This is a genomic window from Pseudaquabacterium inlustre (assembly GCF_038066595.1).
In the GTDB taxonomy this organism is placed as follows: Bacteria; Pseudomonadota; Gammaproteobacteria; order Burkholderiales; family Burkholderiaceae_C; genus Pseudaquabacterium; species Pseudaquabacterium inlustre.
In genome coordinates this window covers 880,600-900,686 of the sequence record NZ_JBBUTH010000001.1, presented here as the reverse complement: position 1 = coordinate 900,686, position 20,087 = coordinate 880,600, and the positions used below count along the sequence as shown (strand labels likewise).

General features: G+C 71.2%; 13 protein-coding genes. 9 read left to right on the top strand and 4 right to left on the bottom strand.

Features of this window, described 5'->3' with window-relative positions; genetic code table 11:
- Positions 1–3 precede the first annotated feature (3 nt).
- The 3 genes from AACH10_RS03850 to ftsZ all read left to right on the top strand — a co-directional run bounded on the left by AACH10_RS03850 (position 4) and on the right by ftsZ (position 3,455).
- The gene (locus tag AACH10_RS03850) at positions 4–834 is read left to right on the top strand and encodes a cell division protein FtsQ/DivIB (protein WP_341409034.1); all 831 of its coding nucleotides are present in this window, start codon (positions 4–6) and stop codon (positions 832–834) included.
- A gap of 65 nt (positions 835–899) precedes the next feature.
- Positions 900–2,132 (top strand): cell division protein FtsA, encoded by a 1,233-nt coding sequence (ftsA, locus tag AACH10_RS03845; RefSeq protein ID WP_341409033.1) that lies wholly within the window; start codon positions 900–902, stop codon positions 2,130–2,132.
- 93 nt (positions 2,133–2,225) lie between these two features.
- Entirely contained in the window at positions 2,226–3,455 is a 1,230-nt protein-coding gene (ftsZ, locus tag AACH10_RS03840; protein ID WP_341409032.1) for a cell division protein FtsZ, read from the top strand.
- A 198-nt stretch (positions 3,456–3,653) separates the two neighbouring features.
- Here the strand turns inward: ftsZ and AACH10_RS03835 are convergent, their stop codons facing one another.
- Positions 3,654–4,250, bottom strand: coding sequence for an SRPBCC family protein (locus tag AACH10_RS03835; RefSeq protein ID WP_341409031.1), 597 nt, complete (start codon positions 4,248–4,250; stop codon positions 3,654–3,656).
- Between the two features lie 201 nt (positions 4,251–4,451).
- Here AACH10_RS03835 and AACH10_RS03830 point away from each other — a divergent pair, with 201 nt between their 5' ends.
- From AACH10_RS03830 to AACH10_RS03810, 5 genes are all read left to right on the top strand, one after another.
- Positions 4,452–5,324 carry a c-type heme family protein gene (locus tag AACH10_RS03830; protein ID WP_341409030.1) on the top strand — a complete coding sequence of 291 codons (873 nt, stop codon included), beginning with the start codon at positions 4,452–4,454 and terminating at the stop codon, positions 5,322–5,324.
- Positions 5,325–5,331: 7 nt separating this feature from the next.
- Complete coding sequence (locus tag AACH10_RS03825; protein ID WP_341409029.1) at positions 5,332–6,789, top strand: serine/threonine-protein kinase; 1,458 nt, start codon at positions 5,332–5,334, stop codon at positions 6,787–6,789.
- 78 nt (positions 6,790–6,867) lie between these two features.
- Positions 6,868–7,806, top strand: coding sequence for a UDP-3-O-acyl-N-acetylglucosamine deacetylase (gene lpxC, locus AACH10_RS03820; protein WP_341409028.1), 939 nt, complete (start codon positions 6,868–6,870; stop codon positions 7,804–7,806).
- Between the two features lie 83 nt (positions 7,807–7,889).
- Entirely contained in the window at positions 7,890–8,075 is a 186-nt protein-coding gene (locus tag AACH10_RS03815; RefSeq protein ID WP_341409027.1) for a hypothetical protein, read from the top strand.
- A gap of 13 nt (positions 8,076–8,088) precedes the next feature.
- Entirely contained in the window at positions 8,089–8,295 is a 207-nt protein-coding gene (locus AACH10_RS03810) for a hypothetical protein (protein WP_341409026.1), read from the top strand.
- 46 nt (positions 8,296–8,341) lie between these two features.
- On the opposite strand, the gene ruvC is transcribed toward AACH10_RS03810, so the two are convergent.
- From ruvC to AACH10_RS03795, 3 genes are read right to left on the bottom strand one after another with little or no spacing between them, the layout of a single operon-like run.
- The gene (ruvC, locus tag AACH10_RS03805; RefSeq protein WP_341409025.1) at positions 8,342–8,890 is read right to left on the bottom strand and encodes a crossover junction endodeoxyribonuclease RuvC; all 549 of its coding nucleotides are present in this window, start codon (positions 8,888–8,890) and stop codon (positions 8,342–8,344) included.
- Positions 8,891–8,904: 14 nt separating this feature from the next.
- Positions 8,905–9,879, bottom strand: a complete 975-nt coding sequence (locus AACH10_RS03800; protein WP_341409024.1) for a phosphatidate cytidylyltransferase — start codon at positions 9,877–9,879, stop codon at positions 8,905–8,907.
- Entirely contained in the window at positions 9,876–10,538 is a 663-nt protein-coding gene (locus tag AACH10_RS03795; RefSeq protein WP_341409023.1) for a lysophospholipid acyltransferase family protein, read from the bottom strand. Before AACH10_RS03795 ends, AACH10_RS03800 begins: the two co-directional genes overlap by 4 nt.
- Before the next feature lie 264 nt (positions 10,539–10,802).
- Here AACH10_RS03795 and AACH10_RS03790 point away from each other — a divergent pair, with 264 nt between their 5' ends.
- Positions 10,803–20,072, top strand: a complete 9,270-nt coding sequence (locus tag AACH10_RS03790; RefSeq protein WP_341409022.1) for an SdrD B-like domain-containing protein — start codon at positions 10,803–10,805, stop codon at positions 20,070–20,072.
- Positions 20,073–20,087: the final 15 nt, after the last annotated feature.

Genomic DNA, 20,087 nt, shown 5'->3' with positions numbered 1-20,087 from the left:
GCCATGGCCGCCTACGCCCCGCACACCTACGTCTTCGGCCAGCGGCCGGCGCCCGCCGCGCCGCTGCCGGCCGACGTGCGGCTGATGCAGGCCACCGCGAACACGCTGTTCCTGGTGGCCGGCTTCGCCCTGTGCGTGGCGGCCATCGCCTGGGCGCTGCGCCTGCCGGTGTTTGCGCTGCGCGCGATCCGCATCGACGGCGAGGTGGCGCGCAACAGCGAGACCACCATCCGCGCCAATGCCGCGCCCAAGCTGGCCGGCAATTTCGTCACCATGGACCTGCAGAAGGCGCGTGCGGCCTTCGAGTCGGTGCCCTGGGTGCGCCACGCCGTGGTGCAGCGCGTGTGGCCCATGCGCCTGGCGGTGAAGCTGGAAGAGCACAAGCCCGTGGCCCTGTGGGTGGCCGACGATGGCAACGACCGCCTGGTCAACAGCTTCGGCGAGGTCTTCGAGGCCAACACCGGCGACGTGGAAGACGACGACCTGCCGCGCCTGCACGGCCCCGAAGGCACGGCCGCGTCGATGCTGGCCATGTACCGCCGCCTGGCCCCGCTGCTCGAGCCGCTGCAGGCCGGCGACCTGTCGCAGCTGCACCTGTCGCCGCGCGGCTCGTGGCGCGTGACGCTGGACAAGGGCGCCACGGTCGAATTGGGCCGCGGCACCGACGACGAGGTGCTCGCCCGCACCCAGCATTTCGTGCGCACGCTGCCCCAGGTGGTGGCGGCCTACCAGCGTCCGCTCGAGTCGGCCGACCTGCGCCATGTGGCCGGTTTCGCCGTCAAGCTCAGGGGCGTCACCACCAACGTACCCGCACCACCGATTCGTCGTCGGTAAAGCCGAAAAACACCTCTGACAGCACCGAGAATCCGGACAAGAGAAAGCAGCACTGCAAGGCAGGTATGGCCAAGGAATACAAGGATCTGATCGTCGGCCTCGACATCGGCACCGCCAAGGTGATGGCGGTGGCCGCCGAGGTGCTGCCCGGAGGTGAACTGCGCGTGGCCGGCCTGGGCATCGCGCCCTCGCATGGCTTGAAGCGCGGCGTGGTGGTCAACATCGACGCCACGGTGGCCAGCATCCAGCAGGCGCTGAAGGAGGCCGAGATGATGGCCGCCTGCAAGATCGAGCGCGTCTACACCGGCATCACCGGCAGCCACATCCGCGGCCAGAACAGCACCGGCATGGTCATCGTGCGCGACAACCGCGAGGTGACGCCGGTGGACGTGCACCGCGTGGTCGAGACCGCCAAGGCCATCAACATCCCGAATGATCAGCGCCTGCTGCTGGTGGAGCCGCAGGAGTTCGTGATCGACGGCCACGAGGTGAAAGAGCCGATCGGCATGAGCGGCTCGCGCCTGGAGGTCAAGGTGCACATCGTGACCGGCGCGCAGAGCGCGGCCGAGAACATCCTGAAGTGCGTGCGCCGCTGCGGCCTGGAGGTGGAGCGCCTGGTGCTGAACCCCAGCGCCAGCGCCGCCGCCGTGCTCACCGACGACGAGAAGAGCCTGGGTGTGGCCGTGGTCGACATCGGCGCCGGCACCACCGATGTCAGCATCTACACCGAAGGCTCGATCCGCCACACGGCCGTGATCCCCATCGCCGGCGACCTGATCACCAGCGACATCGCGATGGCGCTGCGCACGCCCACCAAGGATGCCGAAGAGATCAAGGTCGAGTACGGCGTCGCCAAGCAACTGCTGGCCGACCCCGGCGAGGCGCTGGAAGTGCCCGGCCTGGGCGACCGCGCGCCGCGCATGCTCAGCCGCCAGGCGCTGGCCGGCGTGATCGAGCCGCGTGTGGAAGAGATCTACTCGCTGGTGCACCAGGTCATCCGCGAATCGGGCTACGAAGAGCTGCTGTCCAGCGGCATCGTCATCACCGGCGGTTCGGCCGTGATGCCGGGCATGGTCGAGCTGGGCGAGGACATCTTCCTCAAGCCGGTGCGCAAGGGCCTGCCCACCTACAGCGGCCCGCTCTACGACATGGTGGCCAACCCCCGCTCGTCCACGGTGATGGGCTTGCTGGAAGAGGCCCGCATCGCCCGTGCACGCGGGCACAAGGTGGCACAGCAGGCGGGGTCGGTGAAGACCTTCGTCGGCCGCGCCAAGGACTGGTTTCTCGGGAATTTCTAACAAGGAACGTCCACGTTCCGCGACACAACCGCTTCGCTGTACAGAAGCAACCTCATTAACGGCAACTGCTTGAACACGACACAGGAGGTCTCCATGCCCATCGAAATGATCGAAGAATTCGACCAAGGTACCCGCATCAAGGTGGTCGGCGTGGGCGGCGGCGGCGGCAACGCCGTCGAGCACATGATCAGCCAGGGTGTGCAGGGCGTGGAGTTCGTGTGCGCCAACACCGATGCGCAGGCCCTCAACCGCAGCAGCGCCCACACGCTGATCCAGCTGGGTGACAACGGCCTGGGCGCCGGCGGCAAGCCCGAGAAGGGCAAGGAGGCCGCGCACGAGGCTGAAGCGCGCGTGCGCACGGCCCTGGAGGGCGCGCACATGGTGTTCATCACCGCCGGCATGGGCGGCGGCACCGGCACCGGCGCCGCGCCGGTGGTGGCCAAGGTGGCCAAGGAGATGGGCATCCTGACCGTGGGCGTGGTGACCAAGCCCTTCGACTTCGAGGGCCCCCGCCGCATGAAGCAGGCCGACTCGGGCACCAGCGAGCTGGAAGCCAATGTCGACAGCCTGATCGTGGTGCTCAACGAGAAGCTGCTGGAAGTGCTGGGCGACGACATCACCCAGGACCAGGCCTTCGCCCACGCCAACGACGTGCTGAAGAATGCCGTCGGCGGCATCAGCGACATCATCCACATGCACGGCCTGGTGAACGTCGACTTCGAAGACGTGAAGACCGTGATGAGCGAGCCCGGCAAGGCCATGATGGGCACCGCCACCGCCAGCGGCCCGGATCGCGCCAACAAGGCTGCCGAATCGGCCGTGGCCTGCCCGCTGCTGGAAGGCATCGACCTGTCGGGCGCCAAGGGCGTGCTGGTGCTGATCGCTGCCAGCAAGAACAACTTCCGCCTGAACGAGAGCAAGGCGGCGATGAACACCATCCGCCGCTACGCCGCCGACGACGCCCACATCATCTACGGCGCCGCCTACGACGAAAGCCTGGGCGACCAGATGCGCGTGACGGTGATCGCCACCGGCCTGTCGCAGCGCAAGCCGCAGGCCGCGCCGCTGACCGTGGTGCAGCCCACCGCCCAGCACGCCCAGGCCCTGCGCACCGGCACCGACAACCTGCCGATCCTGAACACCGTGGCCCAGGTGGGCGGCCAGGGCCTGCCCGGCACCACCGCGCACGACTACAGCAACCTCAGCACCCCCAGCGTGTGGCGCAGCGCCCGCACCCAGGCCGCGGCCAAGGTCGAAGCCCTGTCGTCCAACGGCATGGACGAGATCGAGATCCCGGCCTTCCTGCGCAAGCAGGCGGACTGATGATCTGAGCGGCAGCCGTCCACCCGGCGGCTGCCGACGAACCCGGGGCCCCGCATTCGAGACGTCGAGTGCGGGGCCTCGCGCTTTGCACGTGCCGCGGCCGGTGATCCGCCAGGCCCACCGACCGCCCCCGCGGCACCCGCCGGCGGGCGCTGGCCGGTGCCAAGCGTCAGTGGCGCGGCGTAGCGGGCAGGCGCATCACGGCTTGGCGGCGCGCTGCCGCTGCGCCGCCAATTGCTCCAGCCACGGGCGCCAGTCGATCGGGCCCTGCTCGAAGCGCCGCTGCAGGTTGGCCAGCACGCGGCCCCAGGCCGTGTCGAAGTAGGTGTAGGCCCGGTCCCACTCGCCGCCATCGCCCCAGCCCACGTGGTGCAGGGTCACGCGGGTGCGGCGCTCGTCCACCGGCGCCAGGCGCACCACCACCAGCGTGCGCTGCTGGCGGGCCTGCGGCAGCGAGGGCGGGGCGTTCCAGTCGAAGCTGAGCATGCGCGGCGGCTGCAGGGCCAGGAAGCGCGCATCGTCGGCGCCCTTCAGGCCCGGCTCGGCCTGCGGGTCGAAGTGGATCTGGAACGGCCCGCCCACGCGGGCTTCCACCCGCGCGTCGGGCGCGAAGAAGCCGACGATGCCCTCGCGCGTGGTCCAGGCGGCCCAGACCTGGTCGGGCGTGGCTTCGACCACCACCTCCTTGTCGATCGCGCGCTCGGCGCCAGTGGCGGCCGTGGCGGCCAGGCCCAGCAGCGACACCAGGCCGATCTGCGCGAGGATCAGGCGGCGGGCCAGCAGTGCGTGCGTCATGGCGGTCGGGGGTGAGGTTGGGATGGTGCCGGGCCGGGGCGGTGGCGCGGACAGTATGCCGCGCGCGGCGGCCGCTCCCCAATGCCATGGACCGCTACCGCGCGCGGGCGTTGGCGCGCTTCACACCCGCCAGTTAAAGTGCGCGGCTCACCGCCCGTGGCAACACGGGGCGGCGGCATGTGGGGGGCGTGAGGTGCATCGATGAAGCTGCTGGTCAAGTTCAACCTGATCTTCGTGAGCGTGGTCGCGGTGGGCGTGGCGGTCAGCGGCTGGATCGCGCGTGACCTGCTGCAGAACACCGCACGCGAGGAGGTGCTCAACAGCGCCCGCCTGCTGATGGAGAACGCGCTGGCCGTGCGCAGCTACACCAGCAACCAGATCGCCGGCCTGCTGGAAGAGCAGTTGCAGACCAAGTTCCTGCCGCAGGCCGTGCCCAGCTACTCGGCCACCGAGGTGCAGAACGCCCTGCACAGCAAGTACCCGGCCTTCGCCTACAAGGAGGCCACGCTGAACCCCACCAACCCGCGTGACCGCGCCGACGGCTGGGAGGTCGACATCGTCCAGCAGTTCCGCAACAACGCCGAGCTGAAGGAGTTCTCGGGCACGCGCGACACGCCGGCCGGCCCGTCGCTGTATGTGTCGCGGCCGCTGCGCATCACCAATGCCGCCTGCCTGCGCTGCCACAGCAGCGTGGAGGCGGCGCCCAAGACCCTGGTCGACCGCTACGGCCCGGCCAACGGCTTCGGCTGGCAGTTCAACGAGGTGGTGGGCGCGCAGATCGTCTCGGTGCCGATGGCCGTGCCGCTGGCACGGGCTGATCGTGCCTTCAATGTCTTCATCACCGCCCAGCTGGGCATCTTTGCCGCGGTGGGCGTGGTGCTGAACCTGATGATCTGGTGGGTGGTGGTGCGGCCGGTCACGCGCCTGTCCACGCTGGCCGACCGCGTCAGCCAGGGCGACCTGGAAGCCCCCGAGTTCGACGCCCGCAGCCGCGACGAGATCGGCGTGCTGGCCGCATCGTTCGCCCGCATGCGCGCCAGCGTCGTGCAGGCGATGAAGATGCTGGAAGCCTGAGCTTGTCATGAGCCTTCCTGAGCGCCTGGGCAAGTACCGCATCCTCGAGGTGCTGGGCTCGGGCGCCATGGGCGTGGTGTACCGCGCGGTGGACCCTGACATCCAGCGCGAGGTGGCGATCAAGACGCTGCTGCGTTCGGCCGAGGGGGCGGTGGCCTCGGGTGTGTCGATGGCCGAGCGCTTCCGCAACGAGGCCCAGGCCGGCGGGCGGCTGCAGCACCCGGGCATCGTGGCGGTGTACGACTACGGCCGCGATGCCGGCACCGCCTTCATCGCGATGGAGTACGTGGCCGGCCACACGCTGTCGCGTTACCTGCGCCAGGCCGCGGCGGGCGAGCTGGCCATCGCCGACGACGACGTGCTGTCCATCGTCGGCCAGCTGCTCGAGGCCCTGCACCATGCGCACGAGCAGGGCGTGTGGCACCGCGACATCAAGCCCAGCAACCTGATCATGACCCGCCAGGGCAAGATCAAGATCACCGATTTCGGCATCGCGCGCATCCAGTCGGCCGAGCTCACGCAGGTGGCCAGCCTGGTGGGCACGCCGATGTACATGGCGCCCGAGCAGTTCCGCGGCAAGGCCATCGACCGCCGCGTGGACCTGTATGCCGCCGGCGTGGTGCTGTACCAGCTGCTCACCGGCCAGCTGCCGTTCAACGGCGAGCCCGAGGCGCTGATGTACAAGGTGGTGCACGAGCCGCTGACGCTGCCCTCGCGCCTGGCCGGCCTGGAGCACCTGCGGCCCTACGACGCCGTGCTGGCCCGCGCGCTGGCCAAGGAGCCCGCCGACCGCTATGCCGACGCCATCGAGTTCCGCGATGCGCTGGTGGCCGTGGTGGGCCGCATGCACAACGCCGCGGTGTCGGACGCCACCGTCACCGCCCTGCTGCCGCCGATGCCGGGTGTGGCGCCGGCACCGGGTGGCGGCACCACCTCGGGCCCGCCGCCCACGCACTTCAGCGACACCGACCTGGCGCTGGCCGAGAGCTCGCTGGCCAGGCACCTGGGCCCGATGGCCCGCGTGCTGGTGCGCCGCGGTGCCCGCGAGACGGCCGACCTGCCCAGCCTGTACCAGTGGCTGGCCGAACATGTCACCGATGCCGGCGCGCGCAGTGCGCTGCTGCAGCTGCGTGACCGCACGCTGGGCAGCGTCGCCACGGGCAGTCAGCCCACCGGGGCCACCGGCAGCCAGCCCACCGGTGCGCGGCTGGCCACGGCCTTCGCGCCCACGCAGCGGCTGGGCCCGCCCACCGTGGCCGCCGGCCCGCCGGTCAGCGAGGGCCTGCGCGAGGCCGCGCAGCGCCTGCTGGCCAGGCACCTGGGGCCGATCGCCGCGGTGGTGGTCAAGCGCGCGGCGGCGGCCGAGGCACAGCGCACCGGCTTCCTGGCGCGGCTGGCGCAGGCGGTGGACGACCCCGCTGCGCGCCAGCAGCTGATCGACGCCTTGTCCAAGCTGCCCGATTGAGTGCCGCCCGCGGGACGGCGTGAGGGCAAGCCGGCACCGCCCGGCGCGCGCGGCGGCGATGCGGGACAATCGGCCGCGATGCTCGCCCAACGCACCCTCAAATCCATCACCCGCGCCGTGGGCGTGGGCATGCACAGCGGCCAGAAGGTGGAGCTGACGCTGCGACCGGCGCCGGCCGACACCGGCATCGTGTTCCGCCGCGTGGATCTGGCCCAGCCGGTGGAGATTCCGGTGCGGCCCGATTCGGTCAGCGACACGCGCATGGCCTCCACCATCTCGGCTGGCGGCCAGCCCGACGCGCCCAAGGTGCAGACCATCGAGCACCTGATGAGCGCCTGCTGCGGCCTGGGGCTGGACAACCTGGTGATCGACATCACCGCCGATGAAGTGCCCATCCTCGACGGCTCGGCGGCCAGCTTCGTGTACCTGCTGCAGAGCGCAGGCATCGAGGTGCAGAAGGGCGCGCCCAAGCGCTTCATCCGCGTCAAGCAGACGGTGGAGGTGCGCCAGGGCGAAGGCAAGCGCCTGATGTGGGCGCGGCTGGAGCCGTACCACGGCTTCAAGCTCAGCTTCGAGATCGACTTCGACCACCCGGCGGTCGATGCCACCGGCCAGCGCGTGGTGTTCGACATGGGCTCGGGCCGCTACAAGCGCGACATCGCCCGCGCCCGCACCTTCGGCTTCACCAAGGATGTGGAGCTGATGCGCAGCCGCGGCCTGACGCTGGGCGGCAGCATGGACAACGCCATCGTGGTGGACGACAACCGCGTGCTCAATGCCGACGGCCTGCGCTACGACGACGAGTTCGCCAAGCACAAGATCCTCGACGCCATCGGCGACCTGTTCAATGCCGGCCACCCGATGCTGGCGCACTACGTGGCCTACAAGAGCGGCCACGCGCTGAACAACCTGCTGCTGCGCGCCCTGTTCGAGCGGCCCGAGGCCTGGGAGCTGGTGAGCTTCGACGACGAGCGCCAGGCGCCGGCGGGCTTCGCCGAACTGGCCCCGGCCTGGTGACGACCGGCCGGTGACGGGCCCCCGAGTGTGGCGCCAGCGCGGCAGCCCGTCGGCGGTCGCGTTTTCAGGGCAACATCCGGGGCATGCTCGTCTTTCGCCTCGTCTTCGGGCTGCTGCTGTTCGCCAGCCTGTTCTGCTTCGCGATGTCCATCGGCACCCGCCAGGCGGTGTGGCGGCGGCGCGGACTGCTGGTGCTCAAGTGGGCGCTGATCGCGGCGCTGGGCTTCTTCGGCGTGCTGGTGCTCGAGCGCCTGGCCGTGGCGCTGTGACGGGGGTGGCGCGATGAAGCTGTTCTGGGTGGGTGGGACGCTGCTGCTGCTGACCGCCGTGGCCGCCGCCGTCAACTACGTGCTGCACATCACCACCGGCGAGCCGGTGCCGCTGGCGCGCGCCAAGGCGCTGTACCGCTGGTGCATCGTGGTGGTGCTGGGCACCTTCAACGTCTGGATCTTCGGCCGCGTGATCGACGGCATGCGCGCGCTGATGTAGCCCGTGTGCGGGTGGCGTCGCGTACCCGCGGCGCCGGGTGCCGACATCAGACCGCCCGGCCGCGCCGATACTGGCCCTGGCTGCGCGGCGAGAGGTCGCCCGCGCTGCCCAGCGCAGCCAGATGGCGCGCCGCATGGGCGTGCACGATGGCCAGGCCCAAAGCGTCGGCGGCGTCCTTGCCGGGCAGGCCGGGCAGTTGCAGCAGGCGCATCACCATCTCCTGCACCTGCGCCTTGTTGGCCAGGCCGTGGCCGGCAATGGCCTTCTTCATCTGCACCGCGGTGTACTCGGCCACCGGCAGGTCGCCGGCCACCAGCGCGGCCAGCGCCGCGCCGCGCGCCTGGCCCAGCAGCAGCGTGCTCTGCGGGTTGACGTTGACGAACACGATCTCCACCGAGGCGGCCTGCGGCTCGTAGCGCCGCCGCACCTCGGTCACGCCTTCGAAGATCAGCTTCAGCCGTGCCGGCAGGTTGCCGCGCGCGGCCTCGGCGGTGCTGATGGTGCCGCTGGCCACGTAGCTGACGCGCGGGCCGTCGATGTCCACCACGCCGAAGCCGGTGCGCTGCAGGCCGGGGTCGATGCCCAGGATTCGCATGGGGCGTGTCACCTTCAAACTTGCAGCTGGAAATACCAGCGCACCGAGTGGAAGAACACCGGCGCAGCAAAGCACAGCGGCGCCACGCGGTCGAGCAGGCCCACGGCACCGGTCACCGAACTCTCGTTGCCCCACCAGCGCACGCCGGCGTCCTTCTTCAGCGCGCGCATGACGAAGTCGCCCAGCGTGCCGGCGCCGCCGGCGATCGCGGCCATCACCAGCGCCTGGCCGATCTTGAACGGCGTGATCCAGAACAGCAGCGCGCCCAGCAGCGCCCCGGCCAGCACGCCCAGGCCCCAGGCGCGGGCCGAGAAGTCGCGGTCGATGTGCCGCGCCAGCGGGCGGCTGCGCAGGTGGCGGCTGGCGGCCTCCTGCGCCAGCTGGGCGGCGGCCGTCACCATCACCAGGAAGAACAGCAGGAAGGCGCCGCGGTCGGGCAGCTTCGGGAAGTTCAGCAGCAGCAGGGCCGGCGCATGCGACAGGCCGTACACGCACACCGTGATGCCCCACTGGATCTTGGCGTTGCGCTCGAGAAAACGCTCGGGGTCGCCGGCCAGCGCGCTGATCACCGGGATGGCCAGGAACATGTAGACCGGGATGAACACCGAGAACAGGTCGAAGCGCCGCCAGCCCACCAGCACGAACTGCAGCGGCAGCACCACGAAGAAGGCCAGGATCAGGCTGCGGTGGTCGCTGCGGCGCGTGGCCACCAGCGTGATGTACTCGCGCAGCGCCAGGAACGAGATCACGCCGAACAGCGCCGTGGCCCCGGCCGCGCCCGACACCCAGGCCAGCCAGAACACCACCGCGCCGATCCACACCGCGCGCAGGTCGCGCTGGGCGCGCTCGAAGCGGCGCTGTGCCGGGGCCGCGCGCTCGCGCAGTGCCAGCAGGCCCATGGCCGCGCTGCTGAGCGCCAGCACGCCGAACAGCACCACGAACAGCAGCGCCACCTGCTCGCGCGCATCCAGGCTGCGCAGCCAGCTCATGCCTGCGCCTCGCGACCGTCGCCCAGCGGCGATCCGGGCGGCTGCTGGTCGATCACCGCCTGGCGCGCGCGGGCCAGGAAGGCGGCCTTGTCCTCGGGCACGCCGTCCACCTGGCCCAGCGTGATCGGCGCGCCGAAGGTCACGGTGCACAGGATGGGCACCGGCACCACCTCGCCCTTGGGCATCACGCGCTGCACGTTGTCGATCCAGCAGGGCACCAGCGGCACCTGCGGAAACTGCCGCGCCAAGTGGTACAGCCCGCTCTTGAAAGCCTGGGGCAGGCCGCGGTTGCTGCGCGTGCCTTCGGGAAAGATCACCAGCGAATCGCCCTTGGCCAGCGCCTCGAGCAGCGGCTCCAGCGGGTCCTGGTCATCGGTGCGCTGGCGGTTCACGTACACCGCGTTGAACACCTCGCGCGTGATCCAGTGCTTGAACGGGCTGCTGGTCCAGTAGTCCTTCGCGGCGATCGGGCGCGTGGTGGCGCGCAGCTCGCGCGGCAGCGCGGCCCAGATCAGCACCCAGTCGAGGTGGCTCTGGTGGTTGGCGAAGTAGATGCGCTGCTCGGCCTTGGGCGGGCAGCCCTTCCAGTGGCCCTGCGCGCCGGTGATCAGCCGGGCGATGAAGGACAGCAGCAGGCCCATGGCATCGGCGCGGGTCATGCCGGCATCTTATGCCGCGGCGGTGACCGCCAGCGGCGTGCCGGCGCCAGATCGGGATGCGCCGATCTTCAGATCATATCTGGCTGATTCTGTCAGCAAATGCCGTTTTTCTGATGAATGGCCTGTCATGGGGCTGGAATTTGTCAAGAAATCCCTGCATGGCTTTTAGCATTCGCCCCCTTTGCATGAAGAAGTGTTTCTTGGCGGCCGGCCTTTGAGCCTGCCACCCAGGGGCCGGTGCGGCCTGGCCGCAGGAGTGGTACGGTGATCGAGGCAATCCGCAAGGGCGGTCGGGCCGCGCAACAGCGCTGGGTGGCGGCATGGCGTGGTCTGGTGATGCTGGCGGGGGCGTTGCCGACGATGGCGCTGGCCGCCGATCCGCAGCTGTCGTCCTTCGTCGACGACGACCCGGTGGTGGCCGGCGCCCGCTACACCTACACCGCCACGGTGGTGAACAACGACGTGGACGCGGCCACCCAGGTGCGCCTGCGCGTCACGGTGCCGGCGGGGGCCAGCTTCGTGTCGGCCGCGCCGGCCAGTGCCAACTGCGTGGCCACCACCGCCACGCAGATCGACTGCAACCTGGGCACCGTGGCGGCGCTGGGCGCCGACGTGCGCAGCATCGTGCTGACCTGGCGCGCCCTGGGCCCGGGCCCCGACACCATCAACGCCACGGCCGTGCTGACGTCCGACAACGACGTCAACAGCGGCAACAACACGCTGACCCAGAACACCACGGTGCGCGAGGGCGGTGACCTGAGCCTGGCCAAGACCGCCGCGCCCGAGCCGGTGGTGGGGGGCGCCAACGTCACCTACACGCTGACCGCCGCCAATGCCGGGCCCAATGCCTCGGGCAACCTGGTGATCACCGACAACCTGCCGCCGTCGGTGAGCTTCGTGTCGGCCAGCGGCAGCGGCTGGACCTGCAGCCACGCCGCGGGCGTGGTCACCTGCAACCGCGCCGGGCCGCATGCGGTGGGCGCCGCCATCCCGCCGGTCACGCTGATCGGTACCGTGAACGCCGCGGGCGGCACCGTGACCAACACCGCCACGGTGGCGCCGGCCTCGGCCGGCGGCACGGCCGATCCCGACAACAGCAACAACACCGCCACGGCCGACACCACGGTGACGCCGGGTGCCGACCTGCGCGTCACCAAGTCGGTGACCTCGGGCACGCCGGCCTCGGCCGAGAGCGATGTCAGCTTCCGGCTGCAGCCGCGCAATGCCGGCCCGGCCACGGCGGTCAACGCCGTGGTCACCGACACGCTGCCCGCGGGCTGGACCTTCGTCTCGGCCACGGCCACCGGCTGGAGCTGCACGGCGGCCGGCCAGGTCATTCGCTGCACGCGCGCCAGCCTGCCCACCACGGCCACCGACGACATCACCGTGGTGGCCACCGCGCCGTCGAACGCCGCGGTCGGGTCGGGCGCCAGCTACACCAACACCGCCACGGTGGGGGCCGACACCGCCGACCCGGCGCCCGGCAACAACACCGGCACGGCCAGCATCAACGTGCTGCCGCAGAGCGCCGACCTGGGGCTCAGCAAGTCCAAGACCCCCAACCCGGTGGCCCTGGGATCGAACCTGAGCACCACGATCACCGTGCGCAACAACGGCCCGCTGCGGGCCACCGGCCCGCTGCGCGTGATCGACCGCCTGGGCAGCGAGACCTATGTGGGCCTGGGCGCCGGCAGCACCGGCTGGAGCTGCGTGCCCAGCGGCCAGGACGTGGTGTGCGACCACGCCAACAGCGGTGGCCTGGCGGTCAATGCCAGCCTGCCCACGCTGACGCTGATCACCCAGGCCACCGTGGCCGGCAGCCTGGGCAACGTGGCCTGCACCGGCACCAGCGTGCCGGCCGGCAGCGCGGCCAGCGCCAGCCCGCCGGTCGAGGGCGACCTGAACAGCGCCAACGACTGCGCCTCGGCCAGCGCCACGTCCACCACCGTGCGGCCCGATCTGGCGATCACCAAGACCACCAGCACGCCCACCGGCGGCGACAAGAGCGTCTCGCTCAGCGAGTCCAGCGCCACCTTCACGCTGGTGGTCAGCAACGCCTCGGCCACGGCCGAGGGCGCCACCGGCGTGGTCATCGAGGACACGCTGCCCAGCGGCCTGTACATCTCGGGCCGCACCACGATCACCGCCCCGGTGGCCACCGTGTCGGGCGGCAGCACGGCGGTGTTCGGCTGTGCGGTGTCGGGGGCCACGGTCACCTGCACCCAGACCGGCGGCGTGCTGGCCCGGGGCGAGACCGTCACGGTGCCGATCACCGTGAACCGCCCGTTCCGCGACGGCAGCTTCACCAACACCGCCACGGTGCGCAACACCGCCGAGGGCGACCCGGACGCCAGCAACAACAGCGCGTCCGACACGCTCAGCGTCGCACCGATCGCCGATGTGCAGATGACCGGCAAGACGGTGCTGCCCGCGGCCGTGCGGGCCGGCGAGAACGCCACCTACACGCTCTCGTACCGCAACAACGGTCCGTCGGTGGCGCAGGACGTGCGCATCACCGACACGATGAGCTTCCCGGCCGGCGACAGCGGCCTGACCGTGGTGTCGATCGCCAGCAGCCGCTCGGGCTCCACCTGCAGCATCGCCGCCGGCGCGCAGCTGACCCCGGCCGCACCGGCGTTCACCTGCGACATCGGCACACTGGCCGATGGCCAGACCGAATCGGTGACGCTGGTGGTGCGGCCCAACTTCCTGGCGCCGAACCTGGCGCGCAGCTTCACCAACATCGCCCAGATCACCACCAGCAGCACCGAGAACCCGGCCGGCGGCGACAACGGCAACAACAGCCAGAGCGCCACGCTGGCGGTCAACCCCGCGGCCATCGACCTGCTGGTCAACAAGGTGGACGTGCCCGACCTGGTGATCGGCGGCACCGGCGACCCGGTGCCCTATACCGACAACGCCACCTTCATCAACTACCGCGTGCGCGTGACCAGCGCCGGCCCCTCGTACGGCACCAACGTGCGGATCACCGAGCGCATGACGCCGCCGTCGACCGCCACCGTCACCTTCGTCTGCGACACCACGGTGGCCGGCGGCGCCACCTGCAACAGCCCGCCGCTGTGCTCGGTGAGCAATGTGCAGTCGGGCACCGGCACGGCCATCCCGGCCTTCACCTGCGATGTGCCGGCCGGCACCGCCACCACCGGCAGCGGCCGCGGCGAACTGGCCAGCGGCCAGAGCAAGGACATCTTCCTGCGCTTCCAGGTGAACCAGACACCCGCCCCGCGTGGCGACGTGTTCAGCAACCAGGTCACCGTGTCGGCCAACGAACCCGAGACGCGCACCGACAACGACACCGTCACCGAGACCACCACCACGCGCCAGCGCATCGACCTGCGCGTGACCAAGGCGGCCAGCGCCAGCCCGGTGCAGATGCGCCAGCCCTTCAACTGGGTGATCACCGTGGCCAACCGCGGCCCCGGCAATTCACTGCAGACCGACCTGAGCGACACGCTGCCGGTGGGCAGCGAGGCCACCGGCCCAGTGACCTGGACCAGCTCGGCGCCGACGGCCACCACCACCACCGGCACCTGCACGGTCGCCGGCCGCGCGATCAGCTGCGCGCTGGGCCAGCTGAACGCCGATGGCACCGCCACCATCACGGTGCCGGTGCGCTTCACCAGCTTCCCCACGGGCGGCAGTGCCAGCAACAGCGCCACGGTGGACACCGATCCCAACAAGACCGGTGCCATGGACGTGCCCGGCGGCAACAACACCGGCACGGCCACCGTGCAGGTGCAGCAAAGCTCGGTGAGCGGCACCGTGTTCCAGGACCGCGACCGCAGCGGCAGCAGTGGTGGTGTGCCCCAGGCTGCCGCCAGCGAGCCGCGCATCGCCGGCGTGACGCTGACGCTGACCGGCACCGATGCCTACGGCAACGCGGTGAGCCAGACCACCACCACCGACGCCAGCGGCAACTACAGCTTCAGCGGCCTGTCGCCGTCGGACGCCAACGGCTACACCGTCACCGAAACCCAACCCGCGGGTTACGTGAACGGCCCGGTGGCGCCGCCCACCAGCGGCGCGCTGGCCCCCACGGCCGGCGGCAGCTACAGCGCGGGTACCGGCGGCAGCGGCAACTCCAGCTACAGCGCCATCGTGCTGCCGGCCAACACCGCGGCCACGCAGTACCACTTCCCCGAGCTGCGCCAGCCCAGCCTGTCGGGCTTCGTGTACCTGGACCTGAACACCAATGCCACGCGCGATGCCGGCAGCGACACCGGCATCAGCGGCGCCACCGTGCGCCTGCTGAACGCCAGCACCGGTGCCGTGGTGGCCACCACCACCACCGATGCCAGCGGCGCCTATGCCTTCACCGGCCTGGATCCGCTGATCGCCTACACGCTGGAAGAGCCGCTGCCCGCCAGCCCGGCCAACCTGCAGCGCTCGGGCCTGAACCCCGGCCTGATCGGCGGTGCGGCCTGCGCCAGCGGCTGCACGGCCCAGCCCGACACGCCGGCCAGCGGCACCGACCGCATCGCCAGCATCGACCTGTCGGCCGGGGTGGACGGCACGCTGTTCAACTTCGGCGAGCGTGTGGTGCCGCTCACCAGCATCAGCGGCCTGGTCTACCTGGATGCCAACCGCGACAACGCGCTGGGCAGCGGCGAGAGCACGCGCATCGGCGGCGTCACCATCCGCCTGGTGCAGGGCGCCGATTGCGCCAGCGGCACCGTGCTGCAAACCACCACCAGCGCCGCCGATGGCAGCTGGCGCTTCGACAACGTCACCGTCGGCCAGAACTACCTGGTCTGCGAGACACAGCCCGCCGGCTACGGCAACGGCAACGCCAATGGCACGGCCGGCAGCAACCAGATCAGCATCAGCAACCTGGTGGCCGGCGGCTCGTCGGGCCACCTGTTCGGTGAGACCCTGGCCGCGATCAGCGGCAGCGTCTACCAGGACACCGGTGCTGGCACGCTGGCCCACCACGACAACGGCGTGCGCAACAGCGGCGAGCTGGGCATTGCCGGCGTGCCGGTGCGCCTGAGCGGCACCGATGCCAATGGCAACGCGGTGAACCTGAGCACCACCACCGATGCCGACGGCAACTTCACGTTCGACGGCCTGGCGCCGTCCAGCGCCGCGGGCTACACGCTGACCGAAGGCACGATCCCGGCGTCGGCGGGTACCTTTGCCGATGGCCGCGAGGCGGCCGGCTCGGCCGGTGGCAGCACGGCCGTCAATGACGTCATCAGTGCCATCGTGCTGCCAGCCGGCACGCAGGCCACGGGCTACACCTTCGGCGAACTGCCGCTGGCGCCGATCAGCGGCACGGTCTACATCGACCGCAACCGCAATGGCGCGGCCGATGCCACGCCCACCGATGGCCGCATCGCGGGCGTCACGCTCACGCTGTATGCCGGCACCGCCTGCAGCGGCACGCCGCTGGCCACCACCCGCAGCGACAGCAACGGCAACTTCAGCTTCAGCGGCTTTGCCGCCGGCGCCACCTACACCGTGTGCGAGACCCAGCCCGCCGGCTATGCCGACGGCGGCGTCAACCCCGGCACCAACAGCGCCAGCGCGGTGGCCAATGCCATCACCATCACCAACCTGCCCGCCACGGGCTCGGCGGGCAATCTGTTCGGTGAGCGCGTCGGCTCGCTGGCCGGTGGCGTGTACCTCGATGCCAACCACGACGGCACGCGCCAGAGCGGCGAGACCGGCATCGCCGGCGTCACCGTCACGCTGACCGGCACCGATGCCGCCGGCAACGCGGTGAACCGCAGCACCACCACCGACGCCTCGGGCCACTGGTCGTTCACCGATCTGCTGGCCGCCGGCCCGGCCGGCTACACCGTCACCGAGCAGACGGCGCAGCCGGTGGTCACCGTGTCGGGCGCCAGCGTCACCACGCTGAACGGCCGCAGCACGGCCGGCAGCGCGGGCGGCACGGCCACGGCGCCGGGCACCACGCCCAGCGTCATCAGCGCCATCGCGCTGCCGGCCGGCACCGATGCCACGGCCTACCAGTTCGGCGAAATCCTGCCGGTGGCCATCAGCGGCACCGTGTTCCTCGACCTCGACAACAACGGCGTGCAGAACCTGCCCGGCGACACCGGCATCGCCGGCGTCACGCTGCGCATCACTGGCACCGACGACACCGGCGCCGCGGTCAGCCGCAGCGTCACCACCGGCGCCGACGGCAGCTACAGCGTGGCCGACCTGCGCCCCGGCACCTACACGGTCACCGAGCCCACGCAGCCCGGCGGCACCAGCAACGGCACCACGGTGCCGGGCAGTGCCGGCGGCACGGCCACGGCGCAGGCCACCGCGCCCAGCGCCATCAGCGGCATCGTGCTCACCACGCCGGGCGGGGCCGCCACGGCCAACAACTTCGGCGAGATCCCGAGCAACAGCGCCATCACCGGACGCGTGTGGCTGGACAGTGACAACAACGGCACGGCCGATGCGGGCGAGACCGGCATCGCCGGTGTCACGCTGACGCTGACCGGCACCGACACCACCGGCCAGGCCGTCACCCGCAGCACCACCACCGACGCACTGGGCAACTACCGCTTCGAGGCCCTGACGCCCGGCACCTACACGGTGACCGAGCCCACCCAGCCCACTAGCACGGTGGATGGCCAGGTGCGCGCCGGCTCCACCGGCGGCACGGCCACGGCCAAGGGCAGCACGCCCAGCGTCATCAGCGCCATTGCGCTGGGCGTGGCGCAGGTGTCCAGCGCCAACGACTTCGGCGAAGTGCTGGCCGGCCACATCGCCGGCCGCGTGTGGGGCGACAGCAATGACAACGGCGCCATCGACAGCGTCGAATCCGGCATCGCCAACGTCACGCTGGTGCTCACCGGCACCGACGACCTGGGCCGTGCGGTGAACCTCACGGTCACCACCGCCGCCAACGGCAGCTATGCCTTCGAGGGCCTGCGTCCGGGCACCTACACCGTCACCGAGCCCACGCAGCCGGCCGGCACGCTGAACGGCCAGACCCTGGCGGGCTCGCTGGGCGGCACGGCCACGGCCGTGGGCACCACGCCGTCGGCGATCAGTGGCATCGTGCTGCCGCCGGGCGGCGAGAGCGTGGCCAACAACTTCGCCGAGATCGGCCAGTCGCCCGACCTGCGCGTGCGCAAGACGCATGACGAGGCGATCTTCACCGTCGGCAAGGCGGCCACCTGGCGCATCAGCGTACGCAACGTGGGCGAGCTGGCCAGCAGCGGCCCCTACACCGTCACCGACCAGCTGCCTGTCGGCGTGACCCTGGCCACCACGCCCAGCGGCAACGGCTGGGTGTGCACCGGCGCGGCGGGTGCGTCGCAGTTCAGCTGCAGCAGCAGCACCGTGATCGGCGTGGGCAGCACCAGCGCCGATGTCATCACCGCCGTCACCACGGTGGGCGCCGCCGCGGCCCATGCCTCGCCGGTGAACAACGCGGTGATGGTCGATGGCGGTGGCGAGCTCGAAGTGCGCCGACCCAGCGCGGCCGAGCGTGCGGCCATGGCCGGCAACATCGCGGCCCTGCCGCTGTGCGGCAGCGTGCCGGCGTACAACGCCTGCCGCGACGCGGCACCGGTGCAACTGGCCGCCTCGCTGTCGGGCACGGTGTGGTTCGACGTCGGCAGCAGCACCCGCGTGCTCGATGCCGGCGACAAGCGCCTGCCCGGCTGGGGTGTGGAAGTGGTGGATCCGGCGAGCGGCCAGATCGTGGCCCGCGGCACCACCGCCACCGACGGCAGCTACCAGATCACCGAGCTGACGCCCGGTATCGAATACGCCGTGCGCTTCCGTGACCCGGTGTCGCAGGTGGTGATGGGCTACCCGGTCAATGGCGAGACCGCGACCGGCTCGTCGGGCGCAGCCTGCCCGGCCGGCACGCGGGCCGCGGGCGTGGCCACCTCCTGCGTGGGCAGCGGCAACGCGCAGCTGAGCGTGGTGCTGGCCCCGGGCCAGGAGCTCACGCAGCAAAGCCTGCCGGTCGATCCGAGCGGCGTGGTCTATGACGCCGGCACGCGCACCGCGGTGCCGGGGGCGGTGGTCACGCTGGCCCCCAGCGGCAGCTGCCCCGGCTGGAACCCGGTGACGCAGATCGTCGGTGCCACGCTGGGCGGCTACACGGTCAGCGGCAACGCCATCTCGATGACCGTGGGCGACAACGGGCTGTACCAGTTCCTGTTCGGCCCGCTGGCGCCGGCCAGCTGCACCTTCGCAATCACGGTCACACCGCCGTCGGGCTATGCCTTCCCGTCGCAGGCTCTGCCGCCCCTGGCCGGGCCGCTGGTGCCCAGCGGTGCCGCGGGCACCCGCTTCGCGGTGCAGCCCTCGGCCGCGCCGCCCACCGGCAGCGACACGCCGTACTACCTGTCGATCCAGACCGGCTCCGGCGGCCCCGACGTGGTCAACAACCACATCCCGATCGACCCGGCGCTGCCGACCGGCATCACTTTGAGCAAGACCGGCGACAAGTCGGTGGCCGAGGTGGGCGACAGCGTGCGCTACACCATCACGGTGCAGGTCACCAGCGGCCCGAAGCCGCGCCAGACCACGGTGGTCGACCGCCTGCCGGCCGGCTTCACCTACATCCGCGGCACGGCCACGGTGGACGGTGTGGCCATCGCCGACCCGCAAGGCGGTTTGGGCCCCACGCTGGCCTTCCACCTGGGCGCCATCGGCCCCAGCGGCCAGGCGGTGCTGAAGTACCGCGTGCGCGTCGGCGTCGGTGCCCAGCAGGGTGACGGCATCAACCGCGCCCGTGCCCATGCCTGCGGCCTGCCCGCCGGCTGCGTGGACGCCGGCTTCAACCCGGTGGGTGGCGCCGTGGCCACCAACGAGGGCCGCCATGCCGTGCGTGTGAGCGGCGGCGTGTTCGCCACCGAGGCCTGCGTGCTGGGCAAGGTGTTCGTCGACTGCAACGGCAACCATGTGCAGGACCGCGAGGAGCTCGGCGTGCCGGGCGTGCGCCTGATGCTCAGCGATGGCACCACGCTGATCAGCGACTCCGAGGGCAAGTACAGCGTGTGCGGCCTGCCGCCGCGCAGTGCGGTGATCAAGGTGGATCCGGCCACGCTGCCGCGCGGCAGCCGCCTGACCACCAGCAGCAACCGCAACCTGGGTGACGCCGGCAGCCTGTGGCTGGACCTGAAGACCGGCGAGCTGCACCGTGCCGACTTCATCGAAGGCAGCTGCAGCAACACCGTGCTCGAGCAGGTCAAGGCCCGCCGCGCCCAGGGCGAGGTGCGTGCGCCCGAGACCGAGAAGCAGGGCGGCCCCGCGCTGCGCTTCGACAGCAAGGCGCATGGCCTGAACACCCAGACCTCGCCGCAGCAGGGCACCGACGGTGCCAACCAGCTGGCGCCCAAGCCGCGCACCGCGGCACCCGGCGCCGAGCCGATGCCGCAGCGCACCCAGACCGAAAGCAACGTGCCGACTCCGCAACTGCCGATGAACCGGCCGCCACCCGACGGGCGAGACGCGTCGCAGGCGCCCGATGCCGCCAACGCCGCGAACACCGCCCAGGCCCAAGCCAACGGAGGCTCGAATGGCACGCGCTGATCGCCGCCTCCATCG

What these genes read in the sequence shown, in the direction of transcription:
- AACH10_RS03850 (WP_341409034.1), top strand. Translation starts at nt 4, where the DNA reads ATGGCCGCCTACGCCCCGCACACCTACGTCTTCGGCCAGCGGCCGGCG.
- ftsA (WP_341409033.1), top strand. Translation starts at nt 900, where the DNA reads ATGGCCAAGGAATACAAGGATCTGATCGTCGGCCTCGACATCGGCACC.
- ftsZ (WP_341409032.1), top strand. Translation starts at nt 2,226, where the DNA reads ATGCCCATCGAAATGATCGAAGAATTCGACCAAGGTACCCGCATCAAG.
- AACH10_RS03835 (WP_341409031.1), bottom strand. Translation starts at nt 4,250, where the DNA reads ATGACGCACGCACTGCTGGCCCGCCGCCTGATCCTCGCGCAGATCGGC.
- AACH10_RS03830 (WP_341409030.1), top strand. Translation starts at nt 4,452, where the DNA reads ATGAAGCTGCTGGTCAAGTTCAACCTGATCTTCGTGAGCGTGGTCGCG.
- AACH10_RS03825 (WP_341409029.1), top strand. Translation starts at nt 5,332, where the DNA reads ATGAGCCTTCCTGAGCGCCTGGGCAAGTACCGCATCCTCGAGGTGCTG.
- lpxC (WP_341409028.1), top strand. Translation starts at nt 6,868, where the DNA reads ATGCTCGCCCAACGCACCCTCAAATCCATCACCCGCGCCGTGGGCGTG.
- AACH10_RS03815 (WP_341409027.1), top strand. Translation starts at nt 7,890, where the DNA reads ATGCTCGTCTTTCGCCTCGTCTTCGGGCTGCTGCTGTTCGCCAGCCTG.
- AACH10_RS03810 (WP_341409026.1), top strand. Translation starts at nt 8,089, where the DNA reads ATGAAGCTGTTCTGGGTGGGTGGGACGCTGCTGCTGCTGACCGCCGTG.
- ruvC (WP_341409025.1), bottom strand. Translation starts at nt 8,890, where the DNA reads ATGCGAATCCTGGGCATCGACCCCGGCCTGCAGCGCACCGGCTTCGGC.
- AACH10_RS03800 (WP_341409024.1), bottom strand. Translation starts at nt 9,879, where the DNA reads ATGAGCTGGCTGCGCAGCCTGGATGCGCGCGAGCAGGTGGCGCTGCTG.
- AACH10_RS03795 (WP_341409023.1), bottom strand. Translation starts at nt 10,538, where the DNA reads ATGACCCGCGCCGATGCCATGGGCCTGCTGCTGTCCTTCATCGCCCGG.